Source organism: Bremerella sp. JC817, from assembly GCF_040718835.1.
Lineage (GTDB): Bacteria > Planctomycetota > Planctomycetia > Pirellulales > Pirellulaceae > Bremerella.
In genome coordinates this window covers 103758-124222 of the sequence record NZ_JBFEFG010000280.1, presented here as the reverse complement: position 1 = coordinate 124222, position 20465 = coordinate 103758, and the positions used below count along the sequence as shown (strand labels likewise).

General features: G+C 56.8%; 15 protein-coding genes. 10 read left to right on the top strand and 5 right to left on the bottom strand.

Translation table 11 applies throughout. From position 1 onward, the window contains the following. Positions 1–104 precede the first annotated feature (104 nt). The 4 genes from AB1L30_RS18755 to rpiB all read left to right on the top strand — a co-directional run bounded on the left by AB1L30_RS18755 (position 105) and on the right by rpiB (position 4546). Complete coding sequence (locus AB1L30_RS18755) at positions 105–845, top strand: glycosyltransferase family 2 protein (protein ID WP_367014911.1); 741 nt, start codon at positions 105–107, stop codon at positions 843–845. Then, the gene (locus AB1L30_RS18750; RefSeq protein WP_367014910.1) at positions 839–2479 is read left to right on the top strand and encodes a hypothetical protein; all 1641 of its coding nucleotides are present in this window, start codon (positions 839–841) and stop codon (positions 2477–2479) included. The genes AB1L30_RS18755 and AB1L30_RS18750 overlap by 7 nt, the downstream gene beginning before the upstream one ends. Before the next feature lie 59 nt (positions 2480–2538). Continuing rightward, positions 2539–3909 carry a hypothetical protein gene (locus AB1L30_RS18745; RefSeq protein ID WP_367014909.1) on the top strand — a complete coding sequence of 457 codons (1371 nt, stop codon included), beginning with the start codon at positions 2539–2541 and terminating at the stop codon, positions 3907–3909. A 193-nt stretch (positions 3910–4102) separates the two neighbouring features. Next, positions 4103–4546, top strand: coding sequence for a ribose 5-phosphate isomerase B (gene rpiB / locus AB1L30_RS18740; RefSeq protein ID WP_345090486.1), 444 nt, complete (start codon positions 4103–4105; stop codon positions 4544–4546). A gap of 18 nt (positions 4547–4564) precedes the next feature. Here rpiB and AB1L30_RS18735 read toward each other — a convergent pair whose 3' ends face one another. Next, positions 4565–4819, bottom strand: coding sequence for a lipoyl domain-containing protein (locus AB1L30_RS18735; RefSeq protein WP_345090490.1), 255 nt, complete (start codon positions 4817–4819; stop codon positions 4565–4567). A 337-nt stretch (positions 4820–5156) separates the two neighbouring features. Between AB1L30_RS18735 and AB1L30_RS18730 the strand changes: the two genes are divergently transcribed. Beyond that, a complete protein-coding gene (locus AB1L30_RS18730; RefSeq protein ID WP_367014908.1) occupies positions 5157–5615 on the top strand; it encodes a hypothetical protein in 459 nt (152 codons plus the stop codon). A 399-nt stretch (positions 5616–6014) separates the two neighbouring features. Continuing rightward, positions 6015–6878: a hypothetical protein gene (locus AB1L30_RS18725; protein ID WP_367014907.1), complete on the top strand. Its 864-nt coding sequence runs from the start codon at positions 6015–6017 to the stop codon at positions 6876–6878. A gap of 9 nt (positions 6879–6887) precedes the next feature. Here the strand turns inward: AB1L30_RS18725 and AB1L30_RS18720 are convergent, their stop codons facing one another. Beyond that, a complete protein-coding gene (locus AB1L30_RS18720) occupies positions 6888–8078 on the bottom strand; it encodes a YcxB family protein (RefSeq protein ID WP_367014906.1) in 1191 nt (396 codons plus the stop codon). A 130-nt stretch (positions 8079–8208) separates the two neighbouring features. Between AB1L30_RS18720 and AB1L30_RS18715 the strand changes: the two genes are divergently transcribed. Continuing rightward, positions 8209–9927: an arylsulfatase gene (locus AB1L30_RS18715; RefSeq protein WP_367014905.1), complete on the top strand. Its 1719-nt coding sequence runs from the start codon at positions 8209–8211 to the stop codon at positions 9925–9927. On the opposite strand, the gene AB1L30_RS18710 is transcribed toward AB1L30_RS18715, so the two are convergent. Together AB1L30_RS18710 and ppk1 are read right to left on the bottom strand one after the other, a co-directional pair. Beyond that, complete coding sequence (locus AB1L30_RS18710; protein WP_367014904.1) at positions 9924–11135, bottom strand: trypsin-like peptidase domain-containing protein; 1212 nt, start codon at positions 11133–11135, stop codon at positions 9924–9926. The two genes, AB1L30_RS18715 and AB1L30_RS18710, sit on opposite strands and share 4 nt — an antisense overlap. A 112-nt stretch (positions 11136–11247) precedes the next feature. Beyond that, positions 11248–13419 carry a polyphosphate kinase 1 gene (gene ppk1, locus AB1L30_RS18705; protein ID WP_367014903.1) on the bottom strand — a complete coding sequence of 724 codons (2172 nt, stop codon included), beginning with the start codon at positions 13417–13419 and terminating at the stop codon, positions 11248–11250. Positions 13420–13631: 212 nt separating this feature from the next. On the opposite strand from ppk1, the gene gmhB reads away from it, so the two are divergent. After that, on the top strand, positions 13632–14339 hold the full coding sequence (gene gmhB, locus AB1L30_RS18700; protein ID WP_367014902.1) for a D-glycero-beta-D-manno-heptose 1,7-bisphosphate 7-phosphatase: 708 nt from the start codon (positions 13632–13634) through the stop codon (positions 14337–14339). On the opposite strand, the gene AB1L30_RS18695 is transcribed toward gmhB, so the two are convergent. Next, complete coding sequence (locus tag AB1L30_RS18695) at positions 14287–15360, bottom strand: hypothetical protein (RefSeq protein ID WP_367014901.1); 1074 nt, start codon at positions 15358–15360, stop codon at positions 14287–14289. The genes gmhB and AB1L30_RS18695 overlap by 53 nt on opposite strands. 275 nt (positions 15361–15635) lie before the next feature. On the opposite strand from AB1L30_RS18695, the gene AB1L30_RS18690 reads away from it, so the two are divergent. Both AB1L30_RS18690 and AB1L30_RS18685 read left to right on the top strand, forming a co-directional pair. Beyond that, a complete protein-coding gene (locus AB1L30_RS18690; protein WP_367014900.1) occupies positions 15636–16832 on the top strand; it encodes an SGNH/GDSL hydrolase family protein in 1197 nt (398 codons plus the stop codon). Between the two features lie 62 nt (positions 16833–16894). Further along, a complete protein-coding gene (locus AB1L30_RS18685; protein WP_367014899.1) occupies positions 16895–20365 on the top strand; it encodes a PVC-type heme-binding CxxCH protein in 3471 nt (1156 codons plus the stop codon). Positions 20366–20465: the final 100 nt, after the last annotated feature.

The window sequence follows — 20465 nt, the reverse complement described above, 5'->3', positions numbered from 1 at the left end:
GGAAGCTTGGGCTAAGAATTCTGGCCCCACCCGTTTGACCGCGACGCAGAATGGTTACGAAAAACCTGTCGTAAATTAACGTCCAGCAACGATCGGCGAACTTTATGCAACATTCTGAGAAGGCCCTTATCGCCCTCCCTGTCTACAACGAAGCCAAAACGATTCATGCCGTGCTGGACCAGGTCGTCGGCTATGGTCACCCCGTGTTGGTGGTCAACGACGGCTCGACCGACGATACGTTGTCGCTGCTGCAAGAGCGGGACGACATCATCGTCGTGACCCACGAAAAGAACTCGGGCTACGGTGCCGCGCTACTGACGGCGTTTCAATACGCTCAGGAACATGCGTTTGACATCCTCGTCACGATGGACTGCGATGGACAACATGAACCGCAGTTGATTCCGAAGTTCGTCAAAGCGTGCCGTTCGGTCGACATCGTTTCCGGTAGCCGTTACCTGAAGCAGTTCGAGGGACAAAGCGAGCCGCCAGCGCAACGGTTGTTTATCAATCGTCGTGTCACGTCGGAATTGAATCGCCTGCTCGGCTTTCAATTGACCGACGCGTTCTGCGGATTCAAAGCGTATCGCGTCGAAGCGTTGCAGAAGATGAACGTCACTGAAACCGGCTATGCGATGCCGCTGGAATTGTGGGTTGAAGCTGCCAAGGCTGGCCTGACAATCGTGGAACTGCCGGTGCCGCTGATCTACCTCGACGAAAATCGTTCGTTCGGCGGTGCGCTCGATGACGGCGGAACGCGTTTGAACTACTACCATTTCGTGTTGGATCGCAGCCTGGCACGCAGTGGCCTCGCCAAGGCAGGCGTCCAAACGATGGCCTCGTGCTGAACCTCTCTCCCAACGCGGCAGTTTCCATGACCGGCGAGCAATCAGGAATCCGGTACCATCGTATCCGCGCGCCGCGTGGCCATGCCGAAGCGATGATCGAGCCAAGCCCGCTCGAGCCTGGCTTGCTGCTGGAAGAGAATGCCCGCCGATATCAGGTCGCCGCGGAAGCATCGATCGGGGGCGTTTCGCTCGCAACCCTACGTCGTCAGGCACATGCCGATATGATCCGTCTGGCGATGGAACATTCGGCCCCTTATCGGGAGGTTCCCGCCGCGATCGACGAACAGATGCCACTGATTGTTTCTGGGCATCAGCCGGCTCTGTATCATCCAGGTGTCTGGTTCAAGAACTTTCTGATCGATCAAATCGCCAACAAAACCAACGGACTGGCGATCAACGTCATCGTCGACAACGATGTCGCCCCTGCCCCTTCGATCGCGGCGCTTACCGGCACGCCAGCCGAGCCCGTCCCGGCACGTATCGCCTACGACGAACCAGGGCCACGCGTACCGTGGGAGATGACTTCGGTCCAATCGCTCGACACGCTTCGCTCCTTTGCACAGCGAGTTGCCGAAACCTTCCAGCCCTTTGTCGACGACCCTGCGGTCCTGCATGTTTGGCCCGATGTAGTCCGCGAAGTGGAAGCAGGCAAGCCGCTCGGGTTAGCGTTCTCGGTGGCACGGAATCGCTTGGAAGCGGCGTTCGGTTTGAACACGCTGGATGTGCCCTTGAGCCAGCTATGTCGGACCAGTTGGTTTTGCCAGTTCGTGGCCTCAATTTTGAACGAGGCGGAGCGATACCGATCGATCTACAACGACTGCGTGAACCAATACCGCAAAGTCCAGGGGATTCGCAGTACCTCCCATCCCGTCCCCGACTTGGAAATGAAGGATGGCTGGATCGAAGTCCCCTTCTGGATCTGGACGACTGACAACGCGCATCGGCGGCAACTGTGGGTCGCCCACGATGAAGATGGCCTGCGTTTATCGGATCGAGCCGGCTGGGAAGTGTCTTGCCCGGCGGATGATCGACTGGTGCCGACGCTGCAAGGTTTAGTCGAGCACGGAGCTTACTTGCGGCCTCGCGCTTTGTCGAACACGACAATCCTGCGACTCGCCGCATCCGACCTGATTGTCCATGGCATTGGCGGGGCGAAATATGATCAGGTCACCGACGAAATCATTCGGCAGTTCTACGGGATCAAGCCACCTCAGTACGTCACGGCTACGGCAACCGCGCTGCTGCCCATCGAACGCCCTGCTGCGAAAGCGGACGATGTCCGGGCGATCGATCGCAAATTGCGCGATGCGGTTTTCAATCCAGATCGCGCGGTAGAAGTGTGTGCGGAAGATGCCATCGAGTGGGAGGCACTCGTCTCGCAAAAGCGAACCTTGCTGGACGCTATTCCTGAATTTCCGGAAAAAGCTGCGTGGCATCGACAGTTGGAAGAAGTCAACGCGAAGCTACGATCGCAAATCACCGAACCTGTTGCGCGCCTTCGAATTGAGCGTGATCAGTTAACGCACCAGTTGCACGACAAACAGTTGTTGGCGTCGCGCGAGTTTTCGTTCGTTCTCTTTCCAATCGAACGATTGCGGAATTTGCTACTGGACCTTGCTGAAAAAGAGTCTTAACCTAAGAGAAGAGTTCACTTCGCAAAGGGATTTGTCTTTATTGAACGGAGTCGGATTGAATGCGTCGCGTCGTTTCTTCGACCTATCCGCCATCGACTCAACAGCCACCCAGCACACCTGCCCTCGCGAGATTCTCTCGCCGAGATCCGGACCGGTTCCGACTTACCAGCAGCCAGGAAGGTGATCAGTTTGCCATCTTGCAACTGATGAAACACTGTCTGTATTCGTACGACGAGAACGAGTTCCACTCGCAGCAGGAACGCCCCGATTACGACGCCCGCGAACGGCTCACGTTTCGGCTGGGTAATCAAATCATCGGCCATATTCGTTGCGTCCCGCAACAGATCTGGCTGCACGGTATGTTGGTGCCTTACCTCCGCGCAAGCGAGTTCGTTCTGGCACCCGAGCATGTCGATGTGACGAATGTCGACGCGTTCTTTGGTTGTCTCGACGAATCATTTCATCACCTTTCCGGCTCGTTCATCATGCATCGCACGAGTGCGGCGATGGCACAACGGCTCACGCGATTTGGCTGGATCAAGCTATCCAGCGGGTTCCGAAGTATCGCCGCTACGGAGCCGTTCTTGGCTTCTGTCCGCGGCGAGTCGACGTCGCAGACCTGGGAAGAGCCACCTCGCAAGGAAGCCGGGCTTTGGATTCGCCTGATGCGGCAGGTCGAAGCGGACGCGTTGGTCGCGCTGTACGAGAAGTCGTTTCAGTCGCACCAGGTCGGAACTCCCCGGACCGCAGGCATGTGGGATTGGTTGCTTCGGCGAAAGGCGTTCGACGCCCTATACGTGGCGATCCGAGGTGGAAACAAGTTGGCGCTGGATGACGCGATCGATCGAATCGCCGGCTATGCCATCGTGCAGGAAGGGCAGATTCTTGAGGTCGTCACCCAGCCGCACGAACGCGCCGTGCGTGTGCCGCTGGTGAATCGCATCTGCAGCGATCTCTATGAAGCCGACTATCGCGAACTGCGACTTGAATCGTCGGTCGACGATCCGCTGCATCAGGTTTTGCGGAGCGTTGGCGGAACCAGCAATTCGCCTCCAGGAGAAGAAATTCTCGTCCGCATGCCGAACGCCGTGCAGCAGTTGGCAGAGTTTTGCACGCTGCTACATCAACGAGCCAAATTGCGAGGGTTGGAACTGCCGGTTGATCTGGGGGTGCTGGTCGACGGAGAAAAATTCTGCATCCAACTCAGCAAACGCAAAGGTACGTTGACCGACGGCAAGTTAGGGAGAAGCTACCTGGAACTAAGTGGGGCTCAACTGGTTCGGCTGGTCCTGGGGGACTTGCCGATTGAAGCTATGGTCCAGCGAGGCGAGATCCAGGCCTCGACGCAGGTGGCAGTGCATGTTGCCTCGCAATTGTTCGACTATTCGCCACCCTGGTTCCCCGCGATCGACACGCTACCGATACGATAGCAGTGGCATCTGCCAGCGAACGATGGGCAGGAGGTTCGTCGCGTGACAAATCTCTCCGGTCTCAGGGACATGGCAAACCGAGCGGATTGAGGTATCATTGATCGCTCGAATGGTCACCTGTGGGATGATTTATGCGAACTGCGTAGGTCCTCCATTTTCCTGATTAGCTGTTTTCTTTCCCTGCCGCTTCACCATGAAGATCGCCATCGCCTCGGATCACGCCGGTTATCGTTACAAGTCCATCATCATCGAGCACTTGAAGTCGCTGGGACACGAGGTGGTCGATTTCGGGACCGATTCCGCGGAATCGTGTGACTATCCCGACTTCATTATTCCGGCCGCCAAGGCTGTTTCAGCCGGCGAGTGCGAGCGAGGCATCGTTCTGGGTGGCTCGGGCAACGGCGAAGCAATCGCCGCAAATCGAATCCACGGCGTTCGTTGCGCATTGACCTGGAATATCGAGACCGCCCAGCTTGGCCGTCAGCACAACAAGGCCAACATGATCTCGATCGGCGAACGTCTGACCGCCGAAGGGGATGTGCTGAAGATTGTCGATACCTGGCTCGAAACCGAGTTCGAGGGGGGCCGACACGAGCGACGAATCGAGAAGATCGATTCCTTGTCGCGCGATCAGTAAGCGAGAATCGGGCGCTGCTTACGCCCCAACGCGAATCTTTCCGAGGACTTGACCCTCGGAGACGATGTCGTCTTCTTCGGTGCTGGTTTCACACAGCACCCCGGTCGCCGGCGAGACCAAATCGAAGGTCACTTCGCCGGCCAGAACTTCCAGCACGCGATCTCCTTCGCGAACGAAAGAGCCACGCGGAACAAGCCACAAGCTTGTTCGCACCAAGATGTCGGCTAGACCAAGTTCCGGCAAAACTAGCGGTTGTAACTCTTCGCGCAGCATGGATTTGTGATTTCTACGTTCTGGCGGTGGCGAGATTGCCCGATCCATCTGGCAATCTGTCTCGTCCTATTTGACGGATCCCGAGAGGGTTCGTCGAAGGGCTGGAGATTAATAACGAGGAAGCAGTATCGGTTCAAGGTCGAATCCCGATCGTAAATCGTGGTCTTTCCGGTTCTTGGCAACATTTGCGGTGCTTGCTTTGCGGCGTGATATCAGAGCTATCGGTGGCCGATGTCAGAATTTTCGCCCAATATTTTGCCACTTCTAGGGAATTAGCTTACGGTAAACGAACTAGTTGATCCTGGTAGGCGGCTTCTGGCTGGGCAGGGGGGTGATCATGTCGAAGCAAATCAAGTCGATTCTACTGATCGTTTGCGTGCTGGCCGCCTTTTGTTTCTGTTACGAGTCGTCGATCAGGCGTCTGGCCGATTGCGGTGGTGAATGGCTTCGCCGACACAACGGGCAGTTCTGCCAGGCAGGTTATCAGCTGCATTCCGAGTTTCAAATCGAGTCGGTCGGCGGCATCACGTACAACGTCTATGTCTTCGAGGCGAACGGAAATCGGTCAGGTCCTAACACCGGTGTTCAGGTTCTGCTCGAAACGCTCGATCACCAAGAACTTCATCGGATCGACGTTCCCTCGCCAGACCGTCTCTTTAACACCACCTGTCTGAATAGCATTCATCCCAATCGTCTCGAACTGTCGTTCTTCGTCGCCGGTGAGAAACAAGATATGTATTGCTATTACTGGGAAATCCAGTCGGGACGTCTGATCCCTTCCAGCTTCGGCGTGTGAGCGTTTGGTCCAGTGATGCTCCCGATTCGATCGGCCTGCGAGGCCTTGTTGCGCCGACAAGCCGACGCCCTGCTCCTCGTCGAGAATGAGACTTCTCCCGGGCCTACGATCCGTCGTTTGCGGACTTGAGGTAATCCATCCCTAATCTCAGGTTGCGGTAAGGCAACACGTTGCCTTGCCGCAACATCCCTTTTGGGTTGGGACGCCCCTGGGAAGAGGTTGGCGAGAAACTGTAAGTGCTGCTATGAAAGTTGGTTACGTGTCTGTTGCAGCCACCGGCAGCCGGTCTGGCACCCTCTTTGCTTCTAGAAGTATTGCTCGAATAGCGAGCCAGGAAACGTTGCTTTAGCGACGCCTGAGAAGATCTCCAGACACTGCTAGACGTAAAGTAACTCCTCCATGCATGCCCGCGAACATGTCCAGCTTGCTGCCTACCTTGCCATCCATGCCCCTGCCTATCTCCGTGGTCGTGTTACCTATAGTCCTACTGCTTTGGAGCAATACTGGATCGCCTCGAAGTGTCGCCTCGATCGCTGGGGGATCCGCCTGAAAACGCACTCGCAGCTTTTGGAAACAGGCAGCGTCTCCGATCTGCCACGGTTCTGGAACGCGGCTCGGCCGGTAATCGAAGAGATTTTGGTCAGCGATATCCTGACACGAGTCTGGATTTCGATCTGCGTGGCCCACGACCGTATTCAAATGAAGAACGTGGCCGAGCCGGTGGCCCGCAGTGTCTTTCTCGGGCACATGGAAGCTCGCAATCGAGCCTTGAACTTACTGCTGCATGGCCGAGGACTCGAAGCGACAATGATGGTGCCGCTGAACCGGCTGCGACGACGAAGCGAACGTTGGACCGACATGTTGCTGGGGTATATCGCCGCTGATACCGACGTGAACAGCTTCGGCTTCGACCAGGAACGGGTTCGAGAGTTTGGCAACGACATCCGATCGGAACGGGGCTCTTCGCACAAAACCGCTTCGTGGACGTTACTTTTGGAATCGGCGATCGAGGCGTTCGGCACACAGTTGGTCAACGAGCCTGCCAATGCCGATATGAATCGCGACATTGCCGGCGCGGTGATGAATACGTTCGGGACGGAGCTGTTCGACCAGAACACGCTCATCAATCCCATGTGGGAAGCACGCATCGTCAATCTGGCGGACGATGCCCAGCGACTGGTCGAGCAACTCTTAACGACCAACGATCCGGTACTCAAGCGAAAGCAGCAGCAACGAGCCCGTTGGAGTTCGCCCCGGATGTAAGCCAGGCGGCTACTGTGCGGATGGCGACTGATATGGATTGTCCGACACTTCGGCCAGCACAATCTCTTCCTGGTTCGTGTTCGCTTCTTCGACCAGGCGATGAATCTGTTCGACCAGTTCGTCCGGACGCGAAGTCTTGTTGATGACCGCTTTGGGGATGATCTGGGACATCTGGCGATTCGCATCGTAAAACACCATCGCCTCGCGGTCATCGGAAATTTGACCGAAGAGCCCCCATTGGTCGAGGCCGACTCCTTCTTCCGTCCATGTCGCGATCCCTTCGCGATAGATCCACATCCGCGTCAGTCTCGGCTTTTTCGCTTGCCGGGCTCGTTCTCGCCAGTATCGAACGAAGTTCGAGATCTGCTGCCCCAGGATCAACATAAAGAACGTCGCCAGGACCAGCAGGAAGTAATAGAAGAAGGTTGGTTCCGATGGCGTGCCGATCAACCGGGGCGAGTCCCAGTCGAACGTCTTCAAGGCGATCAGTGCCGCGATCAAGATCACCGGAAAGATGAACTGCACCGCCAGTCCGCCCGGCGTTGGCATCGGATTGGTGCCATCCGGGTCGGGGCCATTGATGATCAGCCGAGACTCCAATGAGAGATTCTTCTCCCATTGAACTTCGTCCTGGATCAGGTTGTACTCGGCAAGTTTGAAATCGCGATGAAAGTCTTCCCAGGTCGGAGGAGGCATCGTCTGCTGTTGAGCTTTGAGGAACAGTTCCTCCGCCTTGTTGGCGAACGCCTCGGCGGCTTCCGGGAAATCGAAGTATCGCCGCGGGATGATGTAGGCGCGTAGCGACTCGATATAGATCGCGACCGAGTTCTTCGAGATGCGGATCCGCTTGATATAGCTCCACGGTAGACGGCAACAACCTCGATCGCCTTGGAATTCGAGGTAGTCGTTAAAGAGACGAAGCGTTTGTTTGCCAGGGGGGACGGCGACTTTGTATTTCAGCCGAGCAACCATCCACATATAGATCCCGGTCAGCAACACGCCCACCATCAAGACGAAAACCCCCAGTAGCATCAGGAAATACCATTCCTGGACGATCACCAGCAAGAGGGCAATTGGCCATAAGATGGTCAGCAGGGTGAGGGCTCGGAAATAGTCCTGCAGACGCTCTGTCCACGACATCCCCTGCAAAACCTCGATAATATCGGACGACTCGTTTTCGTAGGTTACTTCCAGTGGCATAGGATCCGCTTTGCATGAAGCTTGGATAGGAAGCACCGATCCAAGCCGATTTTTCGTGGAAACAGGCTCGCGAATTCGAGAGAATGGTTCGACACGGTTACGTTCGTGGATGAGAACTATTGGTTATTGCATGATGATTCGTATCGCATTTTCTCTTGTCGTTTTGAGTGCCCTGCTGTCGACCGTCAAGGTTTGCCAGGCCGAGGCTCGTCCGAATGTCATTCTGGTAATGACCGACGACCAAGGTTACGGCGATGTTGGCTTGCATGGCAACACGATTGTGCAAACGCCGAACCTCGATCAGTTCGCGAAGCAGGGCGTTCAGCTCACGCAGTTTTATTGTAGCCCGGTTTGCGCCCCGACACGTGCGGCGCTGATGACTGGTCGCTACTTCTATCGAACCGGCGTGATTCACACCTCCCGAGGTGGTGCTCGGATGGCCAGCGACGAAAAGACGATGGCCGAGGTCTTTCAGGATGCGGACTATGTCACCGGGGTCTTTGGGAAATGGCATCTGGGCGACAACTATCCGATGCGCCCCCAGGATCAAGGTTTCCAGCATAGCCTGATCCATAAGTCAGGCGGAATTACCCAGCCGCCCGATCAGCCGAACGATTACTTCGATCCGATGTTGTGGAAGGACGGACAGCCAGTCCAGGCAAAAGGCTACTGCACCGACATATTCTTCACCGAGGCTATCCAATTTGTCGAGCAGAATCAGGACCAGCCTTTCTTTACTTACATCGCCACCAACGCCCCGCATACGCCGCTGATTGTCGACGAGACCGCCTGGAAAGGGTATGCCGCGAAAGGGCAAGACGAGTCCACCGCCAAGGTGTACGCCATGGTCGATAACATCGATCAGAACTTCGGCCGGTTGCTCGCAAAACTGGATGAACTGAAGCTGCGCGACAATACGATCGTGATCTTCTTGACCGACAACGGGCCGCAGCAGAGCCGTTTTAACGGGGACCTGAACGGCCGGAAGTCGATGGTGCTGGAAGGTGGTATTCACGTTCCTTGCTTCGTGCAGTGGCCGAGTCAGTTGGAAGGTGGCCAGAAAGTGGCTACTCGGCTGGCTCATATCGATTGGCTGCCGACGCTGATCGAGGCGACGCAAACCAAGGCCGATTTGCCGAATCGTTTAGACGGCGTCAGCTTCTGGTCGCTGCTTCAAGGGAAGCGGGATGCGTGGCGCGAGCGGAATCTTTTCTTCCAGGTCCATCGTGGGCTGCAGCCAGAGCCGTATCACAACGCGGCGGTGCTCGGCGAGCGGTACAAGCTGGTGATGAATGTCGGTAGCTTCGGTTTCGAGAAGCTCGACGAAGTTCCTCCGAAGCGGCGGACCGGGATCCAGTTGTTCGATCTGCAGAAAGATCCTGGCGAAACGAATGACCTGGCGGCATCGATGCCGGAGAAGGTCGAGCAGTTGACGGAAGCGTACAATGCCTGGTTTGCGGATGTGAAAGCGACCCGCAACTTCGAGACGCCGCCGATCGTCTTAGGTTCGGAAGCCACCGAATCGACGCTGATGTGCCGCTACCAGGATGCCTACTACGAACAAGACCGCGCCTTGGGCTGGAAGGTTAGTGTTCCGCATGCCATGCTGGTGCAGCTTCGACTCAATCAACCCGCCGAAGCAGGCCAATCGCTGATGGTGCAATGGATGGGGAACGTCCAGGCCTTCGAGATCGAAGACCCACGCCAGCCAGTCGCCGCGCTGCAATTGACGCCAGGAACTGGCATTCTCGATGTCTGGCTGCAGAGCGAAGGAAGCCCACGGGAGTTCATCAAGAACAATACGACGCTGGGCGACGTGGTCGTTCAACCAGTCGGCGAAGGGCTTTAATCGCCAACCGCCAGTTCAACTTGAACGCCAACCTTCTTTCCTTTGCGGATCACGCTCAGCACGACCGTCTCGCCCGGCTTGTTGTTCTCGATCGCCGAAAGCAGATCGTCGGCGGTCTGCACGGGAACATTGTCGATACCGACGATCGTGTCGGCTTCGCTACGATCGAGTCGGCTCTGCTCGTAAATGAATGGGCCACGCTGGATCTGTTCGCGGACGAGGCGAAAGCCTTTGATTCCGGCTCGGTCGGCAGGACCACCTTGAGCCACGGTCGCCACCATCAAGCCTTGTTCAGTCTGATAGACGCGCGTGATGCCAATGTCCGGCCGAATCACACGTCCATTTTCGAGCAGCTGCGGCACGACGCGCTGAATCGCCGAAGCCGGGATCGCAAAGCCGACGCCCGTGTTTTCGCCGGTGCTGGAAGCGATGGCGGTGTTCATGCCGATCAAGCGGCCGTTGCTGTCGAAGAGCGGCCCGCCGGAGTTACCCCGATTCAAGGCGGCATCGATCTGAATGATTGACTTCATGGTTCGTCCACTCCGCGATGGCAGCACGCGGTTGAGGCTCGAAATGATGCCAATCGTCATCGTCCGCTCTAAACCGAAAGGATTGCCGATGGCATACACCTTCTGGCCGACGCGTAGTCGTGACGAGTCGCCGAACTGCACCGGGTGCAGCAGGTCGGACGGAGCATCGATCTTCACCACGGCAATGTCGTTAACAGGGTCCTGACCAACAAGCGTGGCGGGGTAGCTTTCGCCGTTGAAAAGCGTCGCCCGGATTTCACGGGCCCCTTCGATGACGTGGTAATTGGTCAGGATCAAGCCAAGCTTGTCGAGAACGCTGCCACTGCCAGAGCCTTCCGCCGGGCGTTCCATCAGATAGAAGTTGTCGATCTGGACACTTCGCGTCGTGATATGAACAACGGCGCGGTTCCCTTTTTCATAGACGAAGATGTTGCGTTTCTCGTCTGGCGTCAGATCGAGTTCCCCTTCAGGAATCACGGGCGTCGTACGATGTTTAATATCGTTGATCAGCGTGGTATCGGAACCGGGGACCACTTTCAGCTGCTGGTCACGCTGAATTTCGTAGACCGTTTCCCGCTCTTCGAGAGGTGCTTGAGCCAGCAACGTGTTCGCAGCGATGGCGAGTTGCAGTGGGAAAGCAATTCCAAAACAAAGGGTCAGGCTCTTCAATGCATGCATCGATCGTGCTCCTGATTCGACTGGGGGGACTCCTGTCGTGGTGGGGGTACCTAATTATTCACACATCGCCATTTACGTAACAAGCCACAAATGGTTCTGGCACCCCTGCCAATTACTTGATGCGTTCTTTGATACGCTGTTGGGACAGCAACATCAGCGTGCGATGCGATCCCAGGCGGGCGATATCGCTATCTTCTTCGGTGGGAATGAGTTGCTCGTAGTCTCCGTCCGGCGTCATCACCCAGGCCTGGCGGCGATCTTTCATGGCGACGTCGAGGATTTCCCAGAGACGCTCCTTGTGCGAACGGAGTTCGATCGGGGCGACCGCTTCGACGCGATTGCTCAGGTTCCGCTGCATCCAGTCGGCCGAACCGATGTAGAACTCGCCTTCAAGTGGATCTTCGGAACCGTTGGCGAAGAAGAAAATCCGCGAGTGCTCGAGGAAGCGGCCAATGATGCTGCGGATCGTGACGTTCTCGGTCAGCCCGGGGATTCCGGCGCGCAAGCACGAGAAGCCGCGGACGATGCACTCGACCTTCACGCCTGCTTGCGAAGCGGCGACGATCGCCTGGCACATTTCAGGGTCTTCCAGTTGGTTGACCTTGATGACAATAAATGCCGGTTTGCCTGCCTTTTTGTTTTCGATCTCGCGACGAATCTTGACCAGGAACTGATCGCGCATGTTCGGCGGAGCGACCAAAAGCTTCTGGAAGCTTGGTTCTCGCGAGCGACCGGTCAGGGCGTGGAACAAGTTGACCACGTCGTCGGTCAGCATCGGATCGCAGGTGAACAGCCCCAAGTCGGTATACAGCCGGGCGGTCTTCACGTGATAGTTGCCGGTGCCGATATGGGCATAGCAGCGAATCCCGTCCGACTCTTGCCGCACGACCAAAGCGATCTTGGTATGCGTCTTCAGACCCAGCACGCCATAGACGACGTGAGCGCCGATTTTTTCCAGTTCTTTCGCCCAGTGCAGGTTGCGTTCTTCATCGAAGCGGGCCTTCAGCTCGATCAAACAAGCTACCTGCTTGCCTGTTTCGGCAGCGCGAATCAGGCTGCGCACGAACGGCGTATCGTCACCAACGCGATACACGGTCATTTTGATCGCGATCACTTTAGGATCGTTAGCGGCCGCACGAATGAACTGCTCGACACTCGCGTCGAAGCTTTCATACGGATGATGTACCAGGAAGTCGCCTGATTTGATGACCGAGAAAATATCGGCTTCTTCCCCTGCCAGGTCGGCGGGAACGATTGGATTCCACGGTTCGTCGCGAAGCTCTTTGATGTCGAGCGAGGCGAGCGGCCACATCCCGGCATAGTCGAGTTCGCCTTGGAATTCGTAGACGTCATCTTCCGAGAGCTCGAACTGATGCATCAGCAGCGAACGAACCCACGGGTTAGGATTCTCGGACAGTTCCAGGCGAACCACCGGCTCGAACTTTCGTTGACGCAATTCTTCCGCGACAATCGTGCGGATGCTTTCCGATTCGTCGTCATCTTCGATTTCGACTTCCGAGTTTCGTGTAATCCGGAAGAGGCTCGAATCGATGATGGTCATGCCGGGGAAGAGCTTCTCGGCATTGTTATGGATCAGGTCGGCCAGGCGAATGTACGAACGCCCTTCTTCCATCTCGGAATCGAGCTGGATCCACTGTGGCAAGATGTTGGGCACCTTCACGCGGGCAAACAGGTTTTCTTCCGAATCGGGAACTCGCAGGACGAAGCCGAGCGACGTCGACAAGTTCGACATGTACGGGAACGGATGCCCAGGGTCGAGCGCCAGCGGCGTTAGCGCTGGATAGACGTTCCGATTGAAATAGAGGTTGGCTTTTTCACGCTGCGAGTCGGAAAGCTGTTCCCAATCGAGCAGGTGAATATTGTGCTCTGCCAGCAGCGGCTTCAAATCGCGGCGGAAGCAACGGGCTCGCTTTGATAGCATCGGCAGGATGACCTGACGCATCTCTTGCAATCGCTGCTGCACCGGAACGGGGCCGATCACCTTGTTCTTCAGGCGTTCGGCCTGGCTACGGGTACGTAGCAGACCAATACGCTTCATGAAGAACTCGTCGAGGTTCGACGTGAAGATGGCCAGGAACTTGATCCGCTCGAGTGCCGGATTGCGGGGATCGAGCGCTTCGTGCAGCACGCGACTGTTGAATTGGAGCCAGCCCAGATCGCGGTCCGAGTAAGCCTCGCGCCACGAAGCATCGGTCCAGTCGATTTCAGGGTGACCGTTCTTAAGGTTCTGGTCGATTAGGCGAGCCGTAATTTCCTGCGTCATCAGTCCTTCGAGCCTATTCCTGCGGAAAACATGCTGGCAACAATTCAGGGCAGAGAACGGCATTTTAGCCCAAACTGAGCTTCTTCGAGCCCCCCGGATACCCCATTCGCTGGCAAATCATAGTTAAGATTGGCCTTGGGTACGGCCGACGAAAATTGTACAAACACCCCCCTCACCTGGTCTCTCTTGGCTTCTGCCCACGGAATGCTGTCATGGCACTTGATACCAAAATCTGGACTGGCCCCGGTCGCCCGGCTGTTTTTCTGGACCGCGACGGCACGATCAACGAGGAAGTCAAATACCTCGGATCGCCTCACCAGTTGCGCATCATTCCAGGTGCGGCGGAAGCGATTGCTCGGCTGAATCAGGCTGGCATTCCAGTGATTGTGGTGACCAACCAATCGGGGATTGCCCGCGGTTACTACACCGAAGACGACGTGCAAGACGTCCACAACTACATGGACAAGCTGCTGGCAGACCATGGGGCATCGGTCGATGCGTACTATTACTGCCCGCATCACCCGGCTGCGATCGTGAAGAAGTATGCCCTGGACTGCGAGTGCCGCAAGCCTCGCATCGGGATGCTGAGCGCGGCAGCGGCTCAGGAAAATGTCTCGCTGAGCCAGGCCTATGTCGTCGGCGACAAGCGATCTGACTTGCGGGCCGCGGTGAACTGCGGAGCCCGAGGCATTCTGGTCCGAACCGGTTACGGCCGTCAGACCGAAGAAGAATTGCTTCGCGAAGCAGAAGCCACCGGTGCTGCCTTGGTGACCAACATTGTCGACGACCTGGCTGCGGCGGTCGATCAGATCTTAAATCAGATCGCTCACAACCATCCGCAGAGCGTCAAGCCGCCGAAGTTCGCGACTAATTATCGCCATCACCGACCGGAGATAGGTCAACATTACCCACATCAATAGGTGTGGTTTCGGCAGATGGATGTGGCGGGATCTCAGCTCCGATCTCGCCGAGTTCCTCGCTGGCGAGCGTGATCTTTTCGATCACTTCTGCCTCAATGGGCGTAGGTTCGGTCGGTTCCCCTTCTTCATCTTCGGGGTCGACCATCGGCTTGGCCGCTTCGGTCATCATCGGAGGCGTTTCTTCCTCCGGCTTCTCTTCGACCTTGGGTTGTTCTTCTGCCATTGGCTTTGGCGTGGCCTTCGGTTCAACCTTGGCAGGTTTGTTGGCGGCGCGAGGCTTGGGAGCGGGCTTCTCTTGCTTCGAGGCGTTTACTTGCTGCTGAAAGGCGGCTGCCAAAGGGCTTTCGTCCTCCTTCTCGGCCGCTGGTGCGTTGCGTGAGACCGGTTCGTTCGTCCCGTCTCCGTGTTGAGGAGGCTGATTGTCCAGCGGGATCGTTTCCGTCGGAACGGTTGGTGTCATCGCGTCGGCAGCTTCTTCTTCGGCGCCATTTTTGTTGGCGAGCGTCTTCATGTCCGGCGTTCGCAGTTCATGCGGCACAATGAAGTAGGCTTGAGCCGGAAGCTGCTTCACGATCCCGATGGGATCTTTGTGCATGAACCACATCACGGCGAAGAGAGCCAGGCCAAGACCGACCACACCACCCACGATCACTTTCACGAACTCGATCGCAACATTCGGCTCGGGACGCTTGGGCCGTCGCGGCGGACGATTCGAGTCGATCTTCGCCATCGGAGGCGAACTGGCCATCGGGCCAGAATCTTTGAACTGAAAGTCGGTACGCGGTGCCTCGTTGTTGTCGACCAACGCGTATTCCGAGCCGTCGCTCGGCTCGTTCGGAAAGACCAGCTTCACTTCCGAGCCAGGACCCGAAATGATCTCGGCTTCCGGGGGAAGCTGATTGATGATCTCGCCTAACGGGAATTGTTCGCTGCAACGAGGGCAACGAATGACCGACATCTCGGTCGCCGCCGTAGGAATACGTATCGAATCGTGACAACGCGGGCAGGAACTCAACAGCATGTGGGGCTCCGAAAATTTCCGATGTCTACCAGGCAACCATGAAGCGCGGGAGGGAACAATTGACAAGGAGCTCCCCAGGCAGCCCGAAGCAACCAATTATATTAACAGGATTGCACGGAAAAGGGTCGGATTGGGGTAAAGGGGTATAAGATTTCCTTAAAACCGCGTCGAATGGTTGCCTAGCTGGAAGTTCCGATACGAGCGGGCTAAACTAAGCGGTTCTCCCCTAAAGCCTGCCTTTCCAACCTTTCAATCGCTCAGATCTGGAGCTGCCCGTGATTCGCTGCTTCTCGAACCCTAGGTTCGCCCCCTTCTGCATGGGGATCGTCTTCGCCTGCTTGTCAGTTACTTCGGCACTGGCCCAATTCGGCTCGGTTGGTACCCCCACGCCATACGAAATCCACGATGGTGACCGGATCGCTCTGGTTGGTGGCACCTTCATCGAACGCGAACAGCAGTATGGCTACTTCGAGCTTGCGCTGCAGTTGTCGCTACCCGAAACCAACTTCAGCATCCGCAATCTGGGTTGGAGTGGTGATACGGCCACCGGTATTGCCCGAGCCCGGTTTGGCAATCAGCAAGAAGGCTGGTCGCATCTAACCAAGTCGCTTGATCTGGTGAACCCAACGGTGATCTTCGTTTGCTACGGCACCAACGAAGCATTCGAAGGTGAGAAAGGGTTGGAGGCTTTCAAGGCGAACTACGGCAAGCTGCTCGACGAACTCGAAAAGCGAACTAAGCGAATCGTGATGATCCTGCCGCTGCCGATGGAAAACCTTGGCGAGCCTCTGCCGAATCCCGAGCAGTACAACCAGAATGTTGAACTCTACTCGAAGGCGATCTCCGAAATTGCCTACGACCGGGGACATCCGTTCGTCAACGCGAGCAAGGCGGTCTCTGGGTATAAGCCACAAGAGTCGGGCGATCCTGCGTTTCTCACCGACAACGGCTTGCACCTGACTGGCTATGGCTACTGGAAGCTCGCACCGGTGATGACCTCACGGATAGGGCTTTCGCCGAAGCGATCGCTGACGACGGCAAATCCTGCCAGTGAATTGGAAGGGGGCAAAGCGGTTGCGATGCCGATTCCTTATCCTCGTTCGCCCCTGGCCGACAATCAGAACACGATCACTTACGCGATACATTTCCTGAACGAAGGAGAGCATTCGCTCCAGCTCGACGACCAGCCTAAAGTGACGGCGACCGCCAAGCAGTGGGCCGAAGGTGTCGATGTTCCGGCTGCCCCGCTCACTGATCGTGCGGAAGAACTTCGTGAGGCGATCTTGCGAAAGAACCAGCTCTTCTTCGATCGTTATCGTCCTCAGAACGAAACGTATCTCTACCTGTTTCGGAAGCACGAACAGGGCAACAACGCTGTGGAGATCCCGCAGTTCGATCCTTTGGTGGAAGCTCAGGACAAGAAGATCTTCGAGCTTAAGCAGCCCATGAACGTGAAAGTTCAGCTCGACTAATCGAGCTTGCCGGCCTGCTCTTTTCCGCGAAATTCATCCTTCCTACTGAGATAACCAACCCAATGTATCGCTCTGCCCTTGCCTTGCTTTTAATGCTGATCGCGCCGGTTGCTTCCGCGCTGGCTCAACGCAACCTGACGGTGATCCCTGACACCGATCCTGAAGCGGAACGCAAGTCGTTCACCGTGGCGGAAGGCTTCGAGGTGAACCTGTTCGCTTCCGAGCCGATGATCGCCAGCCCGATTCAAATCAATTTCGACGCCCAGGGACGTTTGTGGGTTGCCTCCAGCGAGGTCTATCCACAGATCGAACCAGGTCAGGTCGCCAACGACAAGATCTTGATGCTGGAAGACACCGACGGCGACGGCAAGGCCGACAAGTCGACGGTCTTCGCCGATGGCCTGCTGATTCCTACCGGCGTGCTGCCCGGGGATGGTGGCGTTTATCTCGCCAACAGTACGGAATTGCTGCACATGAAAGACACCGATGGCGACGGCAAAGCGGACTCGAAGCGAGTCGTTTTGTCTGGCTTCGGTACGGAAGATACCCACCACATTCTGCACACGCTGCGGTGGGGCTACGACGGAATGATGTACTTCAATCAGTCGATCTACATTCACAGCCATATCGAAACCCCGCATGGCGTCCGTCGTTTGAATGCCGGTGGTATCTGGCAGTTCCGACCTGAAACGATGGAGCTCGATGTTTTCTGCCGTGGCTTCGTGAATACCTGGGGACATCACTACAACAACTATGGTGCCAACTTCGCGACCGACGGGGCCTATGGCGAAGGGATCAACTACACCTTCCCAGGAGCCGTGTTTGTCACGGCCGCCAACTCGCGTCGTCTGTTGACCGGATTGAACCCAGGCAGCCCGAAGCATTGCGGTTTGGAACTGGTCGGTGGTTCGCACCTGCCCGAAGATTGGCAGACCAGTGCTTTGACCAATGACTTCCGTGCCCATCGCGTTTGCCGCTTCGTGCTGGAAGAAGATGGTTCCGGTTTCGCGAGCCGTCAGACCGAAGACGTGATCAAAGCAAGCCACGGAGCGTTTCGTCCGGTCGATATCAAGATGGGGCCTGATGGTGCCATTTACGTTGCCGACTGGTACAACCCGATCATTCAGCATGGTGAAGTCGACTTCCGTGATAAGCGTCGCGATCATGTCCATGGTCGTATCTGGAGAATCACCAAGAAGGGAAGCCCGCTGGTCAAGCCAACCAATCTGGAAGCCGCTTCGGTCGACGAACTGTTAGCCGCGCTGACCTCGTCCGAAAAGTGGGTTCGCACGCATGCCAAACTGCAGTTGAAGCTGCGTCCACGAGCCGAAGTGCTAGAGAAACTGGCCGCCTGGATGAAGGCTCAAGCCAAAGATGATCCGGCGACCGCTCATCATCGCCTGGAAGGCCTGTGGGCGTATCAGACGCTCGACGAAATCAATGAACCGCTTCTAAGCGAAACGTTGGCTTCGCCAGATCACAACATCCGTGCCGCTGGTGTTCGCGTCGCTTCGCAGTGGCACGATCAGCTGTCTAACCCGATGGCAATGTTCGCTGCGGCCGTTCGTGACGAACATCCCCGCGTTCGCCTGGAAGGGGTTCGCGCCCTGGCGACCATTCCAACTTCCGAGTCGATGATCGTTGGCCTGGAAGCAACGCGTCAGCCAATGGACCGATTTCTCGACTTCGCTGTCTGGCAATTGACCGAAGACCTCGCTCCGCAGTGGGTGCCAGAACTGAAGGAAGCGGTTGCCAGCAACGACACGAACTCGAAGATTCTGCAAGATGCCCTCGCGCATCCCGAAAGCTGGGTCTTCGCCCTCGAATCGATCACCAATCCGGAAGTAGCGGAAGCGGCCGTCGTGATGCTGTCCAAAGCGGACGCACCAACCTCGAACCGTTTGGTTCAGTTGGCCGCACAACGGGGTGACTCGCAACTGTTGGGCAAACTGCTCACGTCGATCCTGCCAGGCGGAAGCCGGGCAGAAGACAACGCTCAGATCGTACCGATTCTGAAGTCGTTCCTGGTGGCGATGCAAGTTCGCAAGACCAAGCCGGAAGGGGATCTGGCGAGTATCGAAAAGTTGTACGGCTCCGATTCGCCAGAAGTCTCTGCATTGGCCTTCGACGCCGCGATCTCGTGGAACGTTGCTTCGCAGGACCTGGTTCGTTCGTACGCCGCTGGTGAAAAAGAATTGCCACCAGCAGCTCGCGTAGCGGCCGTTCGAGCCTTGGCCAAGATGCCCGGCGAAGCAACCGTGCAACTGCTCAAGGGATTGATTCATAGCGACCAGGCTACGGCACCTGTCCGCATCGCGGCAATCGAAAGCCTGGCGACAATCAATCTGCCGGTGGCTGCCAATCAGGCCGCCGAGCTGCTCTCGAAAGAGAAGTCGGACGTCTCGGCGGAAGCAGTCTTGGCTCCATTCGTCAGCCGCAAGCAAGGTCAGGTTCGCCTGGCAGAAGCCTTGAAGGATAAGAAGCTCCCGCGAGACGCCGCTCAGTTGGCACTCCGGGCCGTTCGTAGCAGCAGCCAGGCTTCGCCTGAGCTGGTCAGTGCGGTTCAAACCGCGGGCGGGCTGACTCAGGGCATTCGCCAATGGTCGGACGAAGAGTTGGCTCAGATCACGCAACTGGTCATGGAGTCGGGCGACCCGCACGCCGGCGAGGCAATTTATCGCAAGGAAGCCCTCAACTGCTACAAGTGCCACGCAATCGGCGAGTCAGGCGGAAAGGTCGGCCCGAATTTGATCAGCCTGGGGGCCAGTGCGCAGCCAGACTACATCGTCGAGTCACTGCTCCGTCCGAGTGCCAAGGTGAAAGAGAACTTCCACTCGTTGATCATTCTGACTGATGAAGGAAAGGTGGTGACCGGGATCCCGGTTCGCGAGAACCAAGAGATGCTGGTCCTGCGGGATGCTGACGGCAAAGAGATCGAGATCCCTCAGGAGGCGATCGACGATCGGGCGGAAGGACGCTCGCTGATGCCCGATGGTTCGATCGACTCGCTGACCCAGAAGGAAATCGTTGACCTGGCGAGCTTCCTCTCGAAGCTGGGCAAGGACGAAGCGTTTTCGATTGGCAACAAACGCTATCTACGATCGTGGCAGACGCTGACGTACAGCGACGCTGCCCGTCATGTGATCAATCGCTCGAGCAACAACTCGGTTGGTCAGGGGAACGAAGCGTTCGTCTGGCAGCCGATCTTCGCCCAGGTCGACGGTAGCGTGCCACTGGCCGAGCTGCCGAAGTTCGACGTTCACCGCAATCAGCCAAGCTTTGCGTACCTGGAAACCGAACTGGATGTCGCCAACGAAGGGACGTTCAAGTTCGCTCTGGATGGTACGGAAGGGCTTTCGCTGTGGATCGATGGCAAGCCAATTCCAACAAGCCAGACGTTCGAGGCCCAATGGAAGCCTGGCAAGCACCGTCTGACGGTTGCTATCAACCTTGGCGAACGCCAGCAGGGGTTGAAGGTTCAATTCCTGGAAGCGGAATCGACTGGCCGATTGGCCACGGCGGCAAAGAATTAGCCGTTATCGATAAGAATGGGGCAATCTTGCCTTGACCTGCAAGATGCCCCTTTGGTAGTTACACGCTCCGGTCCAGCTAATTGGTATCGTCACAAGTTGA

What these genes read in the sequence shown, in the direction of transcription:
- AB1L30_RS18755 (WP_367014911.1), top strand. Translation starts at nt 105, where the DNA reads ATGCAACATTCTGAGAAGGCCCTTATCGCCCTCCCTGTCTACAACGAA.
- AB1L30_RS18745 (WP_367014909.1), top strand. Translation starts at nt 2,539, where the DNA reads ATGCGTCGCGTCGTTTCTTCGACCTATCCGCCATCGACTCAACAGCCA.
- rpiB (WP_345090486.1), top strand. Translation starts at nt 4,103, where the DNA reads ATGAAGATCGCCATCGCCTCGGATCACGCCGGTTATCGTTACAAGTCC.
- AB1L30_RS18735 (WP_345090490.1), bottom strand. Translation starts at nt 4,819, where the DNA reads ATGCTGCGCGAAGAGTTACAACCGCTAGTTTTGCCGGAACTTGGTCTA.
- AB1L30_RS18730 (WP_367014908.1), top strand. Translation starts at nt 5,157, where the DNA reads ATGTCGAAGCAAATCAAGTCGATTCTACTGATCGTTTGCGTGCTGGCC.
- AB1L30_RS18725 (WP_367014907.1), top strand. Translation starts at nt 6,015, where the DNA reads ATGCATGCCCGCGAACATGTCCAGCTTGCTGCCTACCTTGCCATCCAT.
- AB1L30_RS18720 (WP_367014906.1), bottom strand. Translation starts at nt 8,078, where the DNA reads ATGCCACTGGAAGTAACCTACGAAAACGAGTCGTCCGATATTATCGAG.
- AB1L30_RS18715 (WP_367014905.1), top strand. Translation starts at nt 8,209, where the DNA reads ATGATGATTCGTATCGCATTTTCTCTTGTCGTTTTGAGTGCCCTGCTG.
- AB1L30_RS18710 (WP_367014904.1), bottom strand. Translation starts at nt 11,135, where the DNA reads ATGCATGCATTGAAGAGCCTGACCCTTTGTTTTGGAATTGCTTTCCCA.
- ppk1 (WP_367014903.1), bottom strand. Translation starts at nt 13,419, where the DNA reads ATGACGCAGGAAATTACGGCTCGCCTAATCGACCAGAACCTTAAGAAC.
- gmhB (WP_367014902.1), top strand. Translation starts at nt 13,632, where the DNA reads ATGGCACTTGATACCAAAATCTGGACTGGCCCCGGTCGCCCGGCTGTT.
- AB1L30_RS18695 (WP_367014901.1), bottom strand. Translation starts at nt 15,360, where the DNA reads ATGCTGTTGAGTTCCTGCCCGCGTTGTCACGATTCGATACGTATTCCT.
- AB1L30_RS18685 (WP_367014899.1), top strand. Translation starts at nt 16,895, where the DNA reads ATGTATCGCTCTGCCCTTGCCTTGCTTTTAATGCTGATCGCGCCGGTT.